The sequence below is a fragment of the Pseudomonas sp. NPDC087346 genome (assembly GCF_044744235.1).
In the GTDB taxonomy this organism is placed as follows: Bacteria; Pseudomonadota; Gammaproteobacteria; order Pseudomonadales; family Pseudomonadaceae; genus Aquipseudomonas.
The window spans coordinates 1-19,005 of sequence record NZ_JBIUXX010000069.1; the positions used below are offsets into that span (position 1 = coordinate 1).

Below are 19,005 nucleotides of genomic sequence, written 5' to 3' on the forward strand. Positions count from 1 at the left end.
ATGCCTCCAGGCGAGGTCCACCAGATCGGTGGGATAGCAGCTGATATCGATGATCATTGCAGTCGATCTCCTGATAGCGGGGAAGGGAGCCTTGCGGCTCACAGCATCCACGTCCCGGGCAATCGGCCATTTCTATGCGCAGGACTCGCGCATTCCCTCGCCTGTTCGCATCCGGCCCGGGTGGGTGGCTGCTGAGGGCGAGTATTGGAAAGAGGGGTTGGGTTCGTACAATATTAATTGGGCAGGGTGGTGATACTTCAGGGATATGGTTTTGTGTTGGCCCGTCGGGCCTCATCGCTGGCAAGCCAGCTCCCACAGGTTTTGTGTTGTGGCACAGATCGGATTAACACCTCGACCACTGTGGGAGCTGGCTTGCCAGCGATGGCGTCAGTGTTGTGTACGCAGGGCCAACTGTTTGATCGCCTCAACCACTGGCGCCACGCGTTCAGCCTGCCCATGCGGCCACACCGCATACAGGTTGTAGTGCGCGGCAATCTGCGCCTCGTTCAACGCCACTAACCTTCCACTGCGCAAGGCATCGGCGGCCAGTAATCCGCGTACCAGTCCCGCACCGACGCCAGCTTCGGCAGCAGCAATCAGATTGGCCGCGTTGTCGAAAATGATCCGCGCGGGGGGCTCAATCGCCGGCATACCGGCCGCATCCAGCCACGGAATCCACGAGCGCCGCGTATACCCCAACAGCGGCAGCTCAAGAATCTGCGCCGGGCTCAGCGGCAGCTGCAAACCGTAGCGTTCAAGCAAGTCAGGTGAAGCCACTGCCAACACCCGGTCGCCGCAGATCTGCGTCATCTCGCAGTCATCCCAGTCGCCATAACCGTAGCGCAACGCCAGATCCACGCGCTCGAACGTGCTGCGATCACTGCGCGGCATCGACAGCATCGTCACCTCGTAATCCGGCAAGCCATCCAGCAGTTCCGGCAGGCGCGGATTGAGCCAGCTCTGCGCCAGTTCGCTGTCGACATCCAACGTCAGGCGCTGCGCGACGCTACGGTTTTTCACCGATGACAAGGCCCGGTCGATCTGCGCCAAGCCATCTGACAGCACGCTGGCAAACAACTGCCCGGCATCGGTGAGGTTGCTGCCGCCACCTTCACGTACGAACAACGGCTGGCCGATGAACTCTTCCAGCGAGCGAATCTGCTGGCTGATGGCGCTGTGCGTGAGGTCGAGTTTGCGCGCAGCGCTGGAGAAACTGCCGCTGCGCGCGGCATGGATAAACGCGCTCATGGACTGCACCGATGGGTATCGCTTGTACATGTTGTTAGTCCTGCTTACAGCGGTTGGCAGAAATCGTCGCTGGCCGCGTTTTGCTCAGGGTTCCAATAATCGGTCACCAGGCCCGCATAAAGACGGGCCGCTCTTTTGGAGCCTGACAATGATTACATTCACGGTAAACGGCGAACGACGCGAGCTGGTCGAGGCATCGCCCGCCATGCCCTTGTTATGGGTGTTGCGTGATCAGTTGAAACTCACCGGCACCAAGTTCGGTTGCGGTATGGGCCTGTGCGGTGCCTGCACCGTGCATCTGGACGGTGTCGCGGTGCGTTCCTGCCAGTTGCCGGTGGCGGCGGTCGATGGTCACAGCATCACCACCATCGAAGGTTTGTCGCCCACCCAGAGCCATCCGCTGCAACTGGCCTGGGTCGCCGAAGATGTGCCGCAATGCGGCTACTGTCAATCCGGGCAGATCATGTCCGCCGCCGCGCTGCTGAATACCGGGGCGGCGGTGACTGATGATTCGATCCGCAACGCCATGTCCGGCAACATCTGCCGTTGCGGCACTTATGGACGGATCAACAAAGCGATCAAACGCGCGGCCAATGCGCCGAAGGAGGCTTGATGAGCATCCTCGACAAGACCCTGATCGAACTGCCGCGCCGGGTGTTTTTGAAGCAGGCTGCGACCGTTGCTTCAGGATTAGCGATTGCCTTGTACCTGCCATCCGGCATGGCCGCGACCGACCCGAAAGTCCCAGCGCCGGCAACGGAATTCGAACCCAATGCCTGGGTGCGCATCTTCCCCGACGGCACCGTGAAACTGGTGGTGCACAAACACGATTCCGGCACCGGCACCCAGACCGCGCTGGCCGCGTGCGTCGCTGAAGAACTGGACGTGAATCCGATGACCGTGCAGGTCATCACTCCGGAAAATCCGTTCTTCGAAACCTACATTCATCCGATCTGGAAAGTCTTCTCCACGGGCGGCAGCACCAGTGTCTCGCTGGAATACGATCGCCTGCGCATGGCCGGCGCCACGGCGCGGGCGCTGTTGATCGCGGCGGCGGCCAAACAGTGGAAAGTCAGCCCCGACAGTTGCATCACTGAAGACGGTCGCGTGCTGCATGCATCGAGCAAGCGCAGCCTCGGTTACGGCGAACTGGTCGGTGTTGCGGCACATCTGCCGGCGCCGCAAAAGGTCACGCTCAAGGACCCGGCGCAGTTCAAGTACATCGGCAAGCTGCGCCACAAACGTGACGCCGCGGCCAAGGTCTGCGGACGCTTCAAGTACAGCATCGACGTGCAATTGCCGGACATGCTGGTGGCGGTGATTCAACGTGCGCCGGTGGTTGGCAGCAAAGTGCTCGCGGTGGATTCGGCTGCCGCATTGCAGGTGCCGGGGGTGCGCAAAGTGCTGGCGATTCCCGGTCGCCCGGACGTACTCGGCGGCAATCTGGAAGGGGTTGCGGTGCTCGCCGATACCTTCTGGGCGGCGCAGCAGGGACGCAAGGTGCTTGAGATCAAGTGGAGCGACTCAGCGCTGGCCGGTTTCGACAGCTCAGAGCTGTCCAAGGCCCAGGCCGCAGCGATCAGCGATCCTTCGATCCAAACCGTCAAAGCCATGACCAACGGCGAAGTCGCAGGACAATGGCCGCACGCCGCGAAGCTGATCGAAGCCGATTACACCATGCCGTACAAGGTGCAAAACCCGCTGGAACCGATCTGCATCACCGCGCAGGTCAAGGACAAGGCGATCACTTATTGGGGCGGGGTTCAGGTGCCGTCGAGCGCGCTGGAAGCGGCGCAAACCGTGTGCGGCATCGACAAGGACAAAGTCACGATCAATGAGCTGGTATCCGGCGGCAGCTTCGGTGCGCGGGAGGCCAAATACTGGTTGTTCGAAGTTGCGTACCTGGCGCAGCAAACCGGTGTGCCGGTGAAGTTGCTGAACAGCCGCGAAGATGAAATGCACGCGCTGTTCAACCATCCGGCGACCCTGCATCGGGCCAAGGGTGCGCTGAATGCGCAGGGCAAACTTACCGCACTGCAATTGCATGCGGTGTCGCCGGCCTCGCCGGAACAGTGGGAGCCAGGTTATTTCGAGCGCCCGGATCACATGGATTACAGCACCACCGAAGCGATCACCGCGTGGGATTTTGCCTATCGTCCGCCGCATCTGGAACTCAACTGGGTCAAGCACGAAAGCAACGTGCCGAGTGGCTGGTATCGCTCGGTAAGTTTCATTCCCAATGTGTTCGCCGTGGAGAGTTTCATGGACGAACTGGCGTTTGCTGCGGGGCAAGATCCGCTGGCCTTCCGGCTGGCCAACATGCAGGAACGACCGAGACATGTGGCGGTGCTCAAACAGGCTGCCGAGCGCGCCGGTTGGGGCCAATCGCTGCCGCCCGGTACGGCGTTGGGGATCGCGACTAATCAGGGTTACACCAGTTTTATTGCGGTGGTGGCGCGAGTGGCGACGGTGGATGGCAAACCGACAGTCGAGAAGCTGACCTGCGTAGTCGATTGCGGTCTGGCGGTGTCGCCGGGCGGCGTCGAAGAGCAGATTTACGGCGGTTTGATGTGGGGCTTCGGCCATGCGTTGTTCGACCGGCTCGATATCAAACAGGGCAGGGTGGTACAGAGCAATTTCCACGATTACCGCGTCACGCGCATGTCCGACATGCCGGCCACGGACATCCTGGTACTGGATGGCGAACCGAGCAAACCCGGAGGCGTCGGTGAACTGGGCAGTCCCTCGGTGGCGCCGGCCATCGCCAATGCGCTGTTCAGCCTGACTGGGGTGCGCCAGCGTTCGACACCTCTGACCCTGGGATAAACCGCCATGGATCTGCGCCTGTTGCGGTACTTCATGGCTTTGGCCGACGAGTTGCATTTCGGTCGCGCTGCCGAACGTCTGCATATCTGCCAGCCGCCGCTGAGCCAGCAGATTCGGCTGCTGGAAGAGGAACTGGGTACGCCGTTGTTCGAGCGCAGTCATCATCGGGTCGAGCTGACGGCGGCGGGGCAGATGCTCAAGGAGCAGGCGCCGCTGGTCTTCGAACAGCTCGAACGGGCGCTGGACCTGACCCGGCAGACCGGTCGCGGGCAGCTTGGCGAACTGGAAATCGGCATGATCAGTTCGGTGATGGTCGGTGTGCTGCCCAAGGCCTTGCATCTGTTTCGCGAGCGTTATCCGCAGGTCAACTGGCGTCTGCACGAGATGACCCCGGCGGCGCAGGTCAAGGCGTTGAAGGAAAAGCGCATTGATGCCTGTGTGTTTCGTGTCGGTTATGACGATCCGCAGTTGCGCAATGAACTGCTGATCTATGAGCCGATCCATGTGGTGATGCCGGCGGATCACCCGTTGGCGCAACGTGAAGTGCTGGCGCCGGCGGATCTGGCGCGGGAGCCGTTTGTGGCGCTGGAGCTGAAGCAGTCGCGGTTTGCCAATTTTCTCTATCAATGCTGCATTCAGGCCGGATTTACGCCGCAGATCCGCCAGCAGGTGATCGAGGTGCAGACTTTGCTCAGCCTGGTGCGTGCCGGGTTTGGCGTGGCGCTGTTGCCGGCGTCTATCGAGCAACTGGCCCCGGCGGGGCTGGTGTTCCGGCGCCTGACTCCGGCACTGCCGGAGGTGCCGTTGTATGCGACCTATCGCGCCGACGATGCTTCGCCGGTGCTCAAGCTGTTTCTCGATACCTTGCGAGAACTGGTCGAAAGCGCCAGCTCACCCTGAACCCCTGTGGGAGCTAGCCTGCTAGCGATATCAATGTCTCCTTCAGGATAGATATCGACTGAATCACCGTAATCGCTAGCAGGCTAGCTCCCACAGGGCATCGCAGGTGCTGCTGAAGTTGATGGTTGGCACGATCAGCAACGGCTGCGGTCGTACTCTTCACAAGCGTATTCCCTGTGGAGAGCCAATGAGCCAGGAAGTCCTGACCCGCGAAACCAATCGTCGCCAGTTGCAGCAGATTATCGCCGGGCTGTCCGACGGGGTGATTTTGCTGGAGCTGGATCAGAGCATTCTCTGGGCCAACGAAGCGGCGTTGGCCATGCATGCTGTCAGCCGGATCGGTGACTTGGGCAAAAACGCCGCCGAGTACGCCGAACGCTTCAGTCTGCGTTATCGCAACAATCACACCCTGGCGCCGGAGAACTATCCGCTCAGCCGCGTCGCCCGCTGCGAAGTCTTCAGTGATGTGCTGATCGAAGTGACCCCGGTGCAAGACCCGGAGCGCACTTGGGTGCACAGTGTGCGCAGCATGGTTTTGACCGATCGCGAAGGTCAGCCCGAGTCGCTGGTGCTGATCATGAGCGATGTCACGGACTGGGCCAACGCCGAGCAACGTTTCGAAAAAACCTTTAATGCCAACCCGGCACCAGCAGTCATTTGTCGGCTGAGCGACTTGCGTTACATAAAGGTCAATCCGGGGTTTCTGGAGATGACCGGCTATACCCGCGATCAGGTGATCGGCACCTCGGCTTATGAAATCGACATCCTTGAGAACGCCGAGAAAAAGGACCTGGCGATCCAGCGCCTGCGCGACGTAGCGACCATTCCGCAGATGCAGGCTGAGTTGCGCTTGCCGGACGGCAGCAGCAAGCAAGTGATCGTCGCGGGTCAGCCGCTGGAGCTCAATGATGAGCAATGCATGCTGTTTTCTTTCGTCGATATGGAATTGCGGCACAAGGCCGAGGTGGCGTTGCGGCAGAGCGAGGAGCGCTTTGCCAAGGCTTTTCGCCTGACGCCGGTGCCGATTGTGATCTGTAGCGCCGATGAGCAACGGGTGATCGACGTCAATCAGGCGTTCCTCGATACCCTGGCCTATGACGGCGAGGAAGTTCTGGGCAAAACCGTGACTCAGCTAGGGTTTATCGATGACAACGCGGCCCGTACGCGTTTGCTGGCAGCGCTGGAAAAGAATGGCCGGGTTGATCGGGTCGATGTGCGGGTGTGCAAGAAGGATTCCGGTTTGCTTGAGTGCGCGGTGTCGGCGGATACGGTGAATATTCAGGACACCACCTGTTATCTGCTGGTGCTGATGGACATCACCGAGCGCAAGCGCACTGAGCTGGAGCTGGTGGCGGCGATCGAAGAGGTGATGAAGGATGCCTCGTGGTTCAGTCGTACGCTGATTGAGAAGCTGGCGAATGTGAAGAAGGTCAATTCACCACAACTGCCGAGTGTGTCGTTTACCGATCTGACGGCGCGCGAGCGTGATGTGCTGGGGTTGATCTGCGAAGGGCTGGCGGACAAGGAGATTGCGGCGCGGCTGAAACTGGCGCCGAACACGGTGCGTAATCATGTGGCGACGGTGTATTCCAAGCTGGATGTGCACAGTCGCAGTGAGGCGATTGTCTGGGCTCGGGAGCGGGGGTTGTTTTCCGGGGAGTGGCGAACCGGTCAACGGTAGGGTGCAAATGCACTAGCTGGCAAGGTGCAAATGGAGGTTTTTGTGGGGTGGGGCAGTTCTTAGGCTGGTGAGGTGCGATACGAGTCTTTGGCTTGGGATCGTGGCCCTTCGATGTTGCTAAAGGAACAGCTCCAATGATTAATCTGGCGCAGTTGCGTAGCCAGCTTGAGCGCAGTTTTGCACCGCTTGCCTGTGAGTGTCTGGTCACTGGGGAGCATTCGTTGACGGTGAAGCTTTTTGATCCTGAGTCTGGGCGGGTTGATTTGGTGATCAGCGGCTTGGATTTGAGCTCGCTGCGTACGCCTGAGGCGGTGGATGCCTTGATTGATGAGTTGCGGTATGAGTTGGGGAGTAATTCTTTGCGGCCTACGGATTCGGGGTTGGTTTGATGTCGGTTGTCCTTGGCGGCCTTTGGGCCGACCAGGTTCTTGCGGGTTTGGGGGTATATCCGTTGCTTCGGTAGCTGCGGCTGGCGGTTTCGCTTTTACAGCGACTCCCTTTGGCAAACGCCCCAAAGGAAGCAAAGGTCTGGGCCCCTGCGTGCGGCCCGCTCGCTGGGGCTCGGGGTTCCTTCGCTCCGGGACTCATCCGGGGGGATCGCCTACGGTTTGCTTCGCTGCACCTCCTCTCGATCTGTTCGACTTCGTCGAACGGCGCTGCGCGCCCACCCCCGGATGAATCCCTCCACTCAGCCTTCCGATGGGGCCTTGTGGATCAAGATCAAGATCACAGCCGAGCTAACGCTCATCCTGTGAGTGGTGGTGGAGCGAAGCGGAACTTGGCGGCCTGACAGCCGACCAATCCTTTGCGGGTATACGCACTCCCTGTAGGAGCTGCGGCACGCTGCGATCTTTTGACTTTGTTCTTGCGCTAGAAACCGAGGATCAAAAGATCGCAGCCTCGTTTCACTCGACAGCTCCTACAGAAAGTGGGCTGCAAGCGCCCGCATTACCTTCATCTGATCCCCCGAAATCGACAGCTCCCACCCAATCCAATCTCCATTCCACTGGCACTTGCAGGCGACTGGGCTATAAGGAATGAGTGGTCACGTTTTCCGCATCCAGCCCTATGCGTGGGCCGGCGCGGATTTTTGTCTTCCATTTATCGCGGGTCAGCCTATGAACAGTCTTGGGAAACGCGTGTGTGCGACGTCGTCGATGGTCTTCGGTCTGGTGTTGTTGAGCGGTTGTGCAAGTCCGCCGCCGCCTCCACCTGCTGCGCCGCCACCGCCGCCGGTGCGTATTTGTCAGACGCTTGAGAACACTGATGTGTTGGGTGAGATGCGCGGCCCTGATGGTCAGGTGACGCGGGTCACCACCACCACGCGCTGTGTGACGCAGTAGTGTTGGCGTTGCTTCGTTGAGGAGTCGGGTCGAGCGGGTTGTGTTGGTGGCTGATCTCGTCGGCGTGGCGGTGTTTGCCGTCGAAGGGGCGATTGCGGCGATGCGCAGTCAGCTCGACTTGCTCGGAGTGATGGTGATTGCCTTCATCGTTGCGCTCGGCGGCGGGGTCACGCGTGATCTGTTGATCGGTGCCGCGCCGCCCAATGCTGTATCTGATTGGCGTTATCCGGTGCTGGCCTTCGCCATGGGCGGGCTGGCGTTTGTGTTTCATGAGCAGGTGCTGGGTTGGTCCGGTTCGACGTTGATTGTGCTGGATGCGGCGGGGTTGGCGTTGTTTGCCGTGGCCGGGGCGCAGAAGGCGTTGAATTTTGGTATCACGCCGTTTGTGGCGATGTTGATGGGCACCATTACCGGTGTCGGTGGCGGGGTGCTTCGAGACATTGTGCTGGCGCGGGTGCCGGTGGTGTTGCAGGTTGATTTGTATGCCAGCTCGGCGTTTTTTGGCGCGGCGGTGTTGGTGATTGCCCGACGCCTGGGCGTGTCGCCGGTGGCGGCGGCGTTGCTGGCAGGCGCGGCGTGTTTGCTGCTGCGCCTGCTCTCGGTGCATTTCGGCTGGCAGTTGCCGAAGGTTATCGGTGCCTGAACGTCACACTTCCTCGATCCTGACCCAACGCTGTTCCCGTGCAGCCAGGCGAATCGCTGTGGCCAGCCGTTCGACGGCCCAGGCTTGTTCGAAATCGGTGCCGCCTCGGCTGTCGCCCGCCAAAGCCATGATCAGATCATGCACTTCAAGGGTTTTCAGTTCGTTGTAGCCGAGCTGATGGCCGGGAGCCGGGCTGAATGCTGCGTAACCCGGCAAGTTCGGCCCGGCCAGCAGGCGCTGGAAACCATCCTGCCCGGCGCGGAACAGGCGCAGTTCGTTCAGGCGCTCCTGATCGAATGCCAGCGTGCCGCGAGTGCCGCTGATTTCGAAGCTCAGGTGATTTTTGTAACCGTGCTTCAACCAACTGCTGCTGAACGTGCCGCGCGCGCCATTGGCAAAACGCAGCAGGGCATGGACTTGATCGTCGATGGCGATGGGTTTCAGCACCGTGCTGCCGGGCGACTCCGGGCGTTGGCTGTGCACGGTCTGGGTGTCGGCGCAGACGGCTTCGACTTCGCCGATCAGGTAGCGGGCCATCGACAGTAAATGGCTGCCGAGGTCCGCCAGTGCGCCTCCGGCGTGGTTCGGGTCGCAGCGCCATGACCACGGCGAAGTGGGGTCGGCCATGAAGTCTTCGCTGAATTCGCCTTGAAAACTGATGATTTCGCCCAGTTCGCCGTTCTTGATCAGTTCACGGGCGAGGACGATCATCGGGTTGTGCTGATAGTTATAGCCGACCCGCGTCACCACGCCCGCGCTCCTGGCAGCCTCACGCATGGCGCTGGCCTGTTCGAGGCTCACTGCCAGCGGCTTTTCGCAGTACACCGCTTTGCCGGCGGCGAGGGCGGCCATGGCCATTGGGTAGTGCAAGTGGTTGGGTGTGGTGATCGCGATCAGATTGACCTTGGGATCATCGATCAATTGCTGCCAGTCGCTGTGCGCGGTGGCGAAGCCCCAGGCATCGGCGCAGTGGCGGGCGCGCTGTGGATCGGCGTCGGCGAGGGCGGCAAGATTGAGTTTGAGCGGCAATTCGAAGACTGCGCTGACATTACGAAACGCCAAGGCATGGGCACGGCCCATGAAACCTGTGCCGATCAGACCGATACCGAGTTCACGCATAGCCGGGACCCTTTTTGGAATATTGTTTTCAGGAGGGCTATTTATGGAATATAAATTCTCTAATTGCAATGTGTGGAACGTAAATTCTGTGAGGGTCGTGTAGGAGCTGTCGAAGGTTGCGATTTTTTGACCTTCAAAAACAAGATCAAAGGATCGCAGCCTTCGGCAGCTCCTACAGGGGGCGTGGATGCATATAGAAAAACGGCAGCCCTGAGGCTGCCGTTTTGTTATCCACGAAAACGTCAGGAGAGGAAACCGCCATCCACATTCAGCGAAACACCGGTTGTGTAGCTCGACGCATCGCTGGCCAGGTACAGCACCGCGCCGGCCATTTCGCTCGGATCGGCCACGCGTTTCAGCGGGATCTGGGTCAGCGCCTGCTTCAGAATCGCATCATTCTTCACCAGCGCCGAGGCGAACTTGGTGTCGGTCAGGCCCGGCAGCAAGGCGTTGCAGCGGATGCCGAACTGCGCGCATTCCTTGGCGAAGACTTTGGTCATGTTGATCACCGCAGCCTTGGTCACCGAGTAGATGCCCTGGAAGATGCCCGGGGAAATACCGTTGATCGAAGCGACGTTGATGATGCTGCCGCCACCGTTTTCGCGCATCAACTTGCCAGCTTCCACGGACATGAAGAAGTAGCCGCGAATGTTCACGTCAACGGTCTTCTGGAACGCGCCCAGATCGGTGTCCAGCACGTTGCAGAATTGCGGGTTGGTCGCGGCGTTGTTCACCAGAATATCCAGGCGACCAAACTGTTCTTTGATCCCGGCAAACACCTGAGTGATTTGCTCCATTTCACCGATGTGGCAAGCCACAGCAGTAGCTTTGCCGCCGGCTGCGATGATCGCGTCGGCAACGTGCTGGCAGCCGTCGAGTTTGCGGCTCGAAACGATCACATGCGCGCCCTGCTGGGCCAGCAGTTTGGCGATGGCTTCACCGATGCCACGGCTGGCGCCGGAAACGAAAGCGATCTTGCCATCGAGGTCGAACAACTGGGTCTTGGACATTAGGGTTCCTTGGTGTGGGCCGTCAGAGGCTCGATTTCGCAATGACCTGCAGGCTCATCTGCTCCAGCAGCTTGTTCATGTGAATGAACTGCGCGAAGCGTTTGTCCTGGGTCTGGCCGTGGTAGAAGCGGTAGTAGATCTGCTGCACGATACCGGCCAGACGGAACAGGCCGTAGGTGTAGTAGAAGTCGAAATTGTCGATCTGGATGCCCGAGCGTTCGGCGTAATAATCCACGAACTCGCGGCGGGTCAGCATGCCCGGTGCGTGGCTCGGCTGACGGCGCATCAGTTGCACCGGTGCCGGATCGTCGGCCTGAATCCAATAGGCGAGGGTGTTGCCGAGGTCCATCAGCGGATCGCCAAGCGTGGTCAGTTCCCAGTCGAGCACGCCGATGATCTGCATCGGGTTGTTCGGATCGAGGATCACGTTGTCGAAGCGGTAGTCGTTGTGGACGATGCTGGAGTTCGGGTGGTCGGCCGGCATCTTCTCGTTGAGCCAGGCTTTGACCGCTTCCCAGTGCGGTGCGTCCGGGGTCAGGGCTTTTTCGTAGCGCTCGCTCCAGCCTTTGATCTGACGGGCGACGTAGCCTTCAGGCTTGCCCAGATCGCCGAGGCCACAGGCCTGGTAATCAACGCGGTGCAGTTCAACGAAACGGTCGATGAAGCTCTTGCACAGGGCTTCGGTTTTTTCCGAATCCAGCTCCAGCTCTGCCGGCAATTCCGAGCGCAGGATGATGCCGTTGACCCGTTCCATCACATAGAACTCGGCGCCGATCACTGATTCATCGGTGCAGTGCACGTAGGCTTTCGGGCAGTACGGGAAACCGTCGCGCAACTGATTGAGGATGCGGAATTCACGGCCCATGTCGTGGGCGGATTTGGCTTTGTGGCCGAACGGCGGCCGGCGCAGAACAAATTCCTGTCCCGGGTATTCCAGCAGGTAGGTCAGGTTCGACGCACCGCCGGGGAACTGGCTGATCTGCGGGGTGCCGTTCAGGCCCGGAATATGTGCCTTGAGGTACGGATCGATCAGGCTGGCATCGAGTTCTTCGCCAGAGCGGATACGGGTGGACTGGTCAGTAAGCGCCATGCTTATCCCTTCTGCTTATTTTGGAGGCCAGACATCATTGGCTAATCTAATGGCGCGCCGGGTCGCTAACAAGCGCGGTGCGGTCTTATAGGTTAGCGTGTTGCCGGATAATCAGCGTTCCGAATAGGCAGGACTTGGCAGCGTTCAGGTGCGCTGCCACTGTTTATCAGTGCACGCGCTGGTTGTTGAGTCCTGGAGGGAGCGCAATCGGCGTCAACACCGGTTGGCCGGAGAAAAATGCCACGAGATTTTTGCCCACCAACTCGACGGTGCCCTGGGTGGCTTCCGGCGACAGGCCGGCGACATGCGGAGTCAGTAGCACGTTGCTCAGGGTTCTCAACGCTTCGGGGACTTGCGGTTCGTGATCGAACACGTCCAGCGCCGCGCCGGCAATTCGTCGCTGCTCAAGTGCCACGATCAGGTCGGCAGTGGCGATCACACTGGCGCGGGCGATATTGACGATAAAACCTTTCGGGCCGAGCGCGTCCAGCACCGCACGCGTGACCAGATGTTGAGTGCCGATGCCGCCCGGGGTCGCGACGATGAGAAAGTCCGACGCTCTGGCCAGTTCGGTCGGCGTCGAGCAGAAAGCGTAAGGCACGTCGTTGCGCACCTGACGGCTGTGATAGCTGATCTGCATATCAAAACCGAGCCCCGCACGCTTGGCGATCGCCATGCCCACCGCGCCGAGGCCGAGAATCCCCAGACGTTTGCCGGCCAGTGACGGGCGCATGATCTTCGGCCATTCGCCACGTCGCACGGCGGCATCGCAGCGCGGAATGTCACGTACCAACGCCAGCAACATGGCCATGGCATGGTCAGCCACCGACGAGGCATTGACTCCGGCGCCGTTGGTCACGGTAATCCCGCGATCACTCGCGGCTTGCAGGTCGACATGTTCGTAACCGGCGCCAATCACCGTGATGATTTTCAGCGCGGGCAGGGCGGCGATTTCGTCAGCGGTCAGGCCCAGCGGGCCACGGGTCAGCACGGCATCGATTCGTTCGCCGTGGGTGGCGATGGCTTGCGCACGTTCGGCCGGCGTTGGCGCGAGGATCAGGTGAAAGCCTTGATGCTCGAGAATCGGCAAATAATCATTGATGGTTTCAACCAGTACCAGAACGGTGGCGGGCATTGCGCGGCTCCTGTGATCGTCGGCGTTTCGGTCGCGAAAGTCGTGTCAGAGTGCTGATTCCAGAGCGGTTTGGCAATGGCTGGCGACTGCCCCGCATCAGCCAGTGTAGGAGCTGAAGCGGGGAGTGAGTGCGCGCTTCGTCAGAAGCTTACGTCGGCGCTATTGATCAGTCGTGCGAAGGCTGCGCCGAGGGTCGCATTGTGATGGTCGATGATGGCCTGGGCGGGGAGTGCCGGGGTGTCCATGCAAGTGTGGGCGTCCGCCACCAGCAACGGTTTGAAGCCCAGATCGGCGGCGGCGCGACAGGTGCTGTCGATGCAGAACTGCGTCTTCATGCCGACGATGTGGAGATTCTCGATTTTTCTGGATTCAAGCTGCTGCGCCAGTTCAGTGCCATGGAATGCGTTGGGTCTGGATTTGTCGAAAAGGCTGTCGACTTCAGCGTCCAGTTCAAGCTCGGGCAGCAACTGCCAGAGCGGGCTGCCGGAGGCAATCGGTGAACCCTGCGGACCGGTATGGCGCACTGCAAGGATCGGCGCGTTTTGCTCGCGCGCCTGTGCGATCAAGCGCTGGATATTGGCGAGTACGCGTTCGCCGTCGTGGGGTTTTTCCGGGCCGTGGAACAGACCGACCTGCATATCGATGATCAACAGTGCTGCGGACATGGTTTTTCTCCTTGGGTGACTCGACTGTTTACAACTGCAGCCGCACGGACGGGAGAAACAACAAGGCCCCGTCCATTGCTGGCGGGGCCTTGGGTTTGCTGCGCTGGATTTACCTCAGGCGCAAACACCACGACCCGCCGATGGCGGTCGTGGTGTTACGGGTGAGGTGCAGTGGGCAAATGTTCATGGGCCGATCATGCTGGCGCACTTGCCAGGCTGTCAACTGGCGTATTGGGCGATGCCGTTGCCGAATGACCAGTTTTCTTTTTTCACTTCCACCAGATTGATGAACACATCCTCCAGACGGATCGCCAGATGGGTGTTGAGGTTCTGCGCAATGGTCTGGTACAGCGCTTTTTTCTGCTCTTGGGTTCGGCCTTCGTTGAGGGTGATCTGAATGATCACCAGTTGGTCACTGCGCTGGATGCCCAGGTATTCGGGGTCGAAGATGAAATGCTCACCGTCGTGCTCGGCGAGGATCTGGAAGTTGTCGTGCTCCGGGACGCTGATGGCGCTGCGCATGGCGGCGTAGATTTGCTCGCCGACGCGTTTGGCGAAGGTTGGGTCGGGGCGCTTTTTGAGTTCGACGCGAACGAGGGGCATGAGGTGGGCTCCGTGGACTAAAGGGGCAGGGACGTGTCAGACCTTTCGCCATTGGGTATAGCCGATAAATAGCCTTGGGCGGTGTCCGTTTAAGGGCACTCGTTACTCTGGTGCTGATTGATTAGTGCACGCCGCGGTGGGGCGATGAACCCGCCGCAGTTTTTGTAGGAGGCTACTTACTAAATTCGAGGATTTTGCCTACGACTTCGGCAGATTCGTCCGCTATTCGGCAGGCGGTGAACGCGAAATGATGAGAGTACAAAGCAGTTCGGGCAGTTACTGCCAACAGCCAAGGAAGGCGAATGCTTCAGAACGATCGCGAAAATCTCGAACTTGAAAGGCTACAAAATGAATCCCGGAAGCTCATTGTCGAACGGCGCAAGCTGATTGCCGAGGAGCTTAAATTGAATCGAGAAAAATTCTGGTATCCCGTTGTAGTAGGGACTGCAGTGCTAGCCGCGCTTACTGCGTTGTTCGGACTATTGGCCGGGATTTAGACTAAAAGGAAAATCAGCATGATCACAGAAGATCGCAACGCCAGAATCGAAAGACTGCGTCGAGAGGACGCCGAGTTTGCCGATGAAGTACGAAACCTGTCTCCGGCAGAAATACGTTCAGAGCTATTCAGGTTCGGCCTCGGATTTTTATTTGGCTTGGTGTGCCTCGTGATCGGATTGGTGATCTACCGTTCGCTCTAATCAGATTTCCGATAAGCATTCGGCACTGAAGCGTGCCTGAAAACGACATCAGGCTTACTTGATACCGACGGATACTTTTCCATAAACGACAACCCATTTATCTGCTCCGCACAACCATTCCTCAGCTAAGTCTTTGCTTCTGCTCATTTATCGCGGAGAATCTCGCCCCTGTTTCGGCCGGAGCATGTTTGTCGGTTTTTTCCGACGCGTCCTGACCGAGTGGCAAGTGACCGGAATGCGGAGATCCGACCGGATGAATGATCAGGCCAATAGCGTCGACCAACGCTATGAAGAAGCTGCAGCACCCGCTGAACTAACGAGCTGGGCACGCCAGGACACCACCTGGATGTTGGGACTGTTTGGGACGGCCATCGGCGCCGGCACCCTGTTTCTACCGATCAACGCAGGTCTTGGCGGCTTCTGGCCGTTGGTGATCCTCGCGTTGCTGGCATTCCCCATGACGTTCTACGCGCACCGCGGCCTGACCCGCTTTGTGCTCTCCGGTCGCGAAGGCGCCGACATCACTGAAGTGGTCGAGCAGCATTTCGGCATCAAGGCCGGTGCGTTGATCACCTTGCTGTACTTCTTCGCCATCTTCCCTATCCTGCTGATCTACAGCGTGGGCCTGACCAACACGGTCGCCAGTTTCCTCGAACACCAACTGCACATCACGCCGCCACCGCGCGCGCTGCTGTCGTTCGTGCTGATTCTGGGTCTGCTGGCGGTGGTGCGTTGCGGCGAGCAGGCAATCGTCAAGGCGATGAGCCTGATGGTTTACCCGTTCATCGTCGCGCTGCTGTTTCTGGCGGTGTATCTGATCCCGCACTGGAACGGCGGCATCCTCACTACCGTTTCGCAGGTGCCGGCGCCATCGGCGTTGCTGCACACGCTGTGGCTGGCGATTCCGGTGATGGTGTTCTCGTTCAACCATTCGCCGATCATTTCGGCGTTTTCGGTCGATCAGAAGCGCCGTTACGGCGTGCATGCCGATGAACGCAGTTCGCAGATCCTGTTCCGTGCCCATGCACTGATGGTGCTGATGGTGATGTTCTTTGTGTTCAGCTGTGTGCTGACACTGTCGCCTGAGCAATTGGCTGAAGCGAAGGATCAGAACCTGTCGATCCTGTCTTACCTGGCCAACCACTTCAGCAACCCGACCATCGCTTTTGCGGCGCCGTTGATTGCTTTTGTGGCGATCTCCAAGTCGTTCCTCGGTCACTACATCGGCGCCAGCGAAGGCCTCAAAGGCTTGATCGTCAAGACCGGCAAGCGTCCGAGCCCCAAGGCGCTGGATCGCATTGTCGCAGCGTTGATGCTGGTGGTGTGCTGGATCGTCGCGACCCTGAACCCGAGCATTCTCGGCATGATCGAAACCATCGGTGGCCCGGTCATCGCGGCGATCCTGTTCCTGATGCCGATGTACGCGATCCGTAAGGTGCCGGCGATGGCCCGTTATCGTGGTCAGGCGTCGAACGTGTTTGTCACTGCTGTAGGTCTGGTGGCGATTTCGGCGCTGGTTTACAAGTTGTCTGTTTAAAGATCAAGAGATCGCAGCCTGCGGCAGCTCCAACAGGGTTTGTTGTTTTTCTGTTGGAGCGGTCGCAGGCTGCGATCTTTTGCTTTTTGCTCTGGGGCAGGGCGGCGAAAACCCGCTACCCCGGACCCCCACAGCTTTTCCCTCCTTGCTTCAAATCCCTCGCTGTACTTCAGCAAATATTTCGGCAATCGGCCGTCGCGGCTGGCGCTTTTGCATTTGCCGTACCTCTTCGCTCATTCGCAGCAGCTCTGCACTGGGTTTGACCCATTGCTCCTCCGGCAGCGGCTCTGACCATTCACGCATGGCTTCGGGCAGGGTTTGTTTGCCGATTTTTTCGAGGCGGCGCACTTCCCATTCGACGAGGTGGTTGGGAATCGTCCATAAGGTCATGACGTGATACAGGTACCAAAAGAAGCCCGACAGCCGAGTGCGTGAGCCGTCGCGGATTTGTTGATGCATGCGTGTGCGGGCATTGCGGAATGTGTGCAGGCCTTCGTGGGGTGGGTCGTCGGGGCCTTGTAGATCTTGCAGGTCCTGAATCGATTTGAGGTCGTTGACTTCGTATTCCATGTAACCGCGAATCGCCTCCCAATGACTGATTGCGAGTGACAGTCCGGCGCAAGGGAATTCGAGGCTGGTGAGGGTTTCGCCATGGTAAAAGCCGATTCCCATGCCGTATTGGCGGTGGACGCCGTACTGGGTGACGCCTTGGGCTTCTATGGTCCACGCGCAAAGTGATTCCCAAGGGACGAAGACTGGTTCGGTAGCGCCTTTGGGCATGAAGCAGACTTCGCGACGTTGGCGGTTGAAGCGGGTGGGTATGAGATGGGCGCGTTTTTTGTGGTTGTGGTGCCAGACGCATAGGCCGATGAGTAAGATTAAAGGGTCGGTTATAAGCGCGCTCTCATAGCCTGTCTCAAACATGCCGACCATGGATTCCCATATAGCCTCCTGTCCGTATCCAAAAATAATTCCCATAACTCCGGTAATTAGCGGGAATAAGAATACAGCCGTGAATGACAAGCTGATCGGCCCACCTAATATGACTTGCCATGAGAACACTTGTGGTGAGCCCAGTCCGAAATCCATATACACGTCGTTCAGCTCGCCGATATGTGGGCCGTGAGGTGGCATCGGTGTTGGTAAAGGTAGCGGAGCAAGATATGTGATTTTTCCGCCCGTGAAAGGCTCGATATCTCCAGCCTTTCGTGGTTGTTCAGCTTTTTCTGGGCGGATGGCCTTGTGGCATTTACTCGGCATGATCGGCCTGCTCCAGAAATCGGGTTTCGATTAGCAAAACAGGAGGATTCTCTTTGAGTAACTGAGGAGCTACTACCGAAAAATATCCCGTCATACGCGACGCTTTCCGATTGGGCCCGAGCGTTGAACATCAGCAAATATCTCGGTAATCGGCCGTCGCGGCTGGCGCTTTTGCATTTGCCGCACCTCTTCGCTCAGTCGCAGCAACTCTTCACTCGGTTTGATCCATTGATCTTTCGGCAGCGGTTCCGACCATTCACGCATGGCTTCGGGCAGGGTTTGTTTGCCGATTTTTTCGAGGCGGCGCACCTCCCATTCGACGAGGTGGTTGGGAATCGTCCACAACGTCATGACGTGATACAGGTACCAAAAGAAGCCCGACAGCCGAGTGCGTGAGCCGTCGCGGATTTGCTGGTGCATGCGTGTGCGGGCATTGCGGAATGTGTGCAGGCCTTGGTGGGGTGGGTCGTCGGGGCCTTGCAGGTCTTGCAGATCCTGAATCGATTTGAGGTCGTTGACTTCGTATTCCATGTAGCCACGAATCGCCTCCCAATGACTGATTGCGAGCGGCAGACCGGCGGAGGGGAATTCAAGGCTGGTGAGGGTTTCGCCCTGGTAAAAGCCGATACCCATGCCGTATTGGCGGTGGACGCCGTACTGGGTGACGCCTTGGGCTTCTATAGTCCACGCGCAAAGGGATTCCCAAGGGACGAAGACTGGTTCGGTGTCGCCTTTGGGCATGAAGCAGACTTCGCGACGTTGGCGGTTGAAGCGGGTGGGGATGAGGTGGATGCTTTTTTTGTGGTTGTGGTGCCAGACGCATAGGCCGATGAATAACATGACGAACGCTGTTTGCAATCCGAGCTTTGATGAGGGCCAAAATAACTGCTCTGCAAACTCCCAGGAATACTGCCAGTCGTATCCTGAAACGAGACCAAAACATAAGCTGAAAAGAGGCGCCAGGACGGCCCACATAAAGGTCATTGTTATTGCCCCACCCAAAATCATCTGCCATGAAAAAACCTGGGGTGCTCCCCCCCCGAAATCCATGTGACCATCATTCAGCTCACCAATATGTGGTCCATAAGGGGGCAACAGTGTTGGTAAGGGTAACGGTGCAAGATAGGTAACTTTGCCACCCAGAAACGGTTTGATATCCCCTGCTTTTTGCGGTTGTTCAATCTGCTGTGTGCTGACGGATTGGTCGTGATTATTCTCCATGATCGGCTTGCTCCAGAAGCTGGGTT

Annotated in this window: 19 protein-coding genes; 10 read left to right on the plus strand and 9 right to left on the minus strand. The window is 58.8% G+C overall.

Features of this window, described 5'->3' with window-relative positions:
- Positions 1–387 precede the first annotated feature (387 nt).
- Positions 388–1,278, minus strand: a complete 891-nt coding sequence (locus tag ACIOZM_RS27205) for a LysR substrate-binding domain-containing protein (RefSeq protein WP_401219632.1) — start codon at positions 1,276–1,278, stop codon at positions 388–390.
- A gap of 118 nt (positions 1,279–1,396) precedes the next feature.
- Here ACIOZM_RS27205 and ACIOZM_RS27210 point away from each other — a divergent pair, with 118 nt between their 5' ends.
- The 7 genes from ACIOZM_RS27210 to ACIOZM_RS27240 all read left to right on the plus strand — a co-directional run bounded on the left by ACIOZM_RS27210 (position 1,397) and on the right by ACIOZM_RS27240 (position 8,641).
- Positions 1,397–1,861, plus strand: a complete 465-nt coding sequence (locus ACIOZM_RS27210; protein ID WP_401219635.1) for a (2Fe-2S)-binding protein — start codon at positions 1,397–1,399, stop codon at positions 1,859–1,861.
- Complete coding sequence (locus ACIOZM_RS27215; RefSeq protein ID WP_401219637.1) at positions 1,861–4,074, plus strand: molybdopterin cofactor-binding domain-containing protein; 2,214 nt, start codon at positions 1,861–1,863, stop codon at positions 4,072–4,074. Before ACIOZM_RS27210 ends, ACIOZM_RS27215 begins: the two co-directional genes overlap by 1 nt.
- A gap of 6 nt (positions 4,075–4,080) precedes the next feature.
- Positions 4,081–4,974 carry a LysR substrate-binding domain-containing protein gene (locus ACIOZM_RS27220; RefSeq protein WP_401219639.1) on the plus strand — a complete coding sequence of 298 codons (894 nt, stop codon included), beginning with the start codon at positions 4,081–4,083 and terminating at the stop codon, positions 4,972–4,974.
- Between the two features lie 187 nt (positions 4,975–5,161).
- Positions 5,162–6,655: a helix-turn-helix transcriptional regulator gene (locus ACIOZM_RS27225; protein WP_401219642.1), complete on the plus strand. Its 1,494-nt coding sequence runs from the start codon at positions 5,162–5,164 to the stop codon at positions 6,653–6,655.
- Between the two features lie 134 nt (positions 6,656–6,789).
- Positions 6,790–7,044, plus strand: coding sequence for a DUF1652 domain-containing protein (locus tag ACIOZM_RS27230; RefSeq protein WP_401219644.1), 255 nt, complete (start codon positions 6,790–6,792; stop codon positions 7,042–7,044).
- Positions 7,045–7,773: 729 nt separating this feature from the next.
- On the plus strand, positions 7,774–7,998 hold the full coding sequence (locus ACIOZM_RS27235) for a hypothetical protein (protein WP_401219646.1): 225 nt from the start codon (positions 7,774–7,776) through the stop codon (positions 7,996–7,998).
- A 46-nt stretch (positions 7,999–8,044) separates the two neighbouring features.
- Positions 8,045–8,641 carry a trimeric intracellular cation channel family protein gene (locus ACIOZM_RS27240; RefSeq protein ID WP_401219649.1) on the plus strand — a complete coding sequence of 199 codons (597 nt, stop codon included), beginning with the start codon at positions 8,045–8,047 and terminating at the stop codon, positions 8,639–8,641.
- A 3-nt stretch (positions 8,642–8,644) separates the two neighbouring features.
- Here ACIOZM_RS27240 and ACIOZM_RS27245 read toward each other — a convergent pair whose 3' ends face one another.
- The 6 genes from ACIOZM_RS27245 to ACIOZM_RS27270 all read right to left on the minus strand — a co-directional run bounded on the left by ACIOZM_RS27245 (position 8,645) and on the right by ACIOZM_RS27270 (position 14,263).
- Complete coding sequence (locus tag ACIOZM_RS27245) at positions 8,645–9,760, minus strand: Gfo/Idh/MocA family protein (RefSeq protein ID WP_401219652.1); 1,116 nt, start codon at positions 9,758–9,760, stop codon at positions 8,645–8,647.
- A 242-nt stretch (positions 9,761–10,002) separates the two neighbouring features.
- Complete coding sequence (locus ACIOZM_RS27250) at positions 10,003–10,770, minus strand: SDR family oxidoreductase (protein ID WP_401219654.1); 768 nt, start codon at positions 10,768–10,770, stop codon at positions 10,003–10,005.
- A 22-nt stretch (positions 10,771–10,792) separates the two neighbouring features.
- Entirely contained in the window at positions 10,793–11,860 is a 1,068-nt protein-coding gene (locus ACIOZM_RS27255; protein WP_401219657.1) for a phosphotransferase family protein, read from the minus strand.
- Between the two features lie 166 nt (positions 11,861–12,026).
- Positions 12,027–12,995 carry a 2-hydroxyacid dehydrogenase gene (locus ACIOZM_RS27260; protein ID WP_401219660.1) on the minus strand — a complete coding sequence of 323 codons (969 nt, stop codon included), beginning with the start codon at positions 12,993–12,995 and terminating at the stop codon, positions 12,027–12,029.
- A gap of 140 nt (positions 12,996–13,135) precedes the next feature.
- Complete coding sequence (locus ACIOZM_RS27265) at positions 13,136–13,660, minus strand: cysteine hydrolase family protein (RefSeq protein ID WP_401219663.1); 525 nt, start codon at positions 13,658–13,660, stop codon at positions 13,136–13,138.
- Positions 13,661–13,879: 219 nt separating this feature from the next.
- Positions 13,880–14,263: a tautomerase family protein gene (locus ACIOZM_RS27270; protein WP_401219666.1), complete on the minus strand. Its 384-nt coding sequence runs from the start codon at positions 14,261–14,263 to the stop codon at positions 13,880–13,882.
- A gap of 302 nt (positions 14,264–14,565) precedes the next feature.
- On the opposite strand from ACIOZM_RS27270, the gene ACIOZM_RS27275 reads away from it, so the two are divergent.
- From ACIOZM_RS27275 to ACIOZM_RS27285, 3 genes are all read left to right on the plus strand, one after another.
- Entirely contained in the window at positions 14,566–14,760 is a 195-nt protein-coding gene (locus ACIOZM_RS27275) for a hypothetical protein (RefSeq protein ID WP_401219668.1), read from the plus strand.
- Positions 14,761–14,778: 18 nt separating this feature from the next.
- Positions 14,779–14,961, plus strand: coding sequence for a DUF3040 domain-containing protein (locus ACIOZM_RS27280; protein WP_401219671.1), 183 nt, complete (start codon positions 14,779–14,781; stop codon positions 14,959–14,961).
- Between the two features lie 253 nt (positions 14,962–15,214).
- Positions 15,215–16,498: an HAAAP family serine/threonine permease gene (locus tag ACIOZM_RS27285; protein ID WP_401219692.1), complete on the plus strand. Its 1,284-nt coding sequence runs from the start codon at positions 15,215–15,217 to the stop codon at positions 16,496–16,498.
- A gap of 150 nt (positions 16,499–16,648) precedes the next feature.
- On the opposite strand, the gene ACIOZM_RS27290 is transcribed toward ACIOZM_RS27285, so the two are convergent.
- Complete coding sequence (locus ACIOZM_RS27290) at positions 16,649–17,758, minus strand: hypothetical protein (protein WP_401219673.1); 1,110 nt, start codon at positions 17,756–17,758, stop codon at positions 16,649–16,651.
- A 90-nt stretch (positions 17,759–17,848) separates the two neighbouring features.
- Positions 17,849–18,979, minus strand: coding sequence for a hypothetical protein (locus ACIOZM_RS27295; protein WP_401219676.1), 1,131 nt, complete (start codon positions 18,977–18,979; stop codon positions 17,849–17,851).
- Between the last annotated feature and the right edge of the window lie 26 nt (positions 18,980–19,005).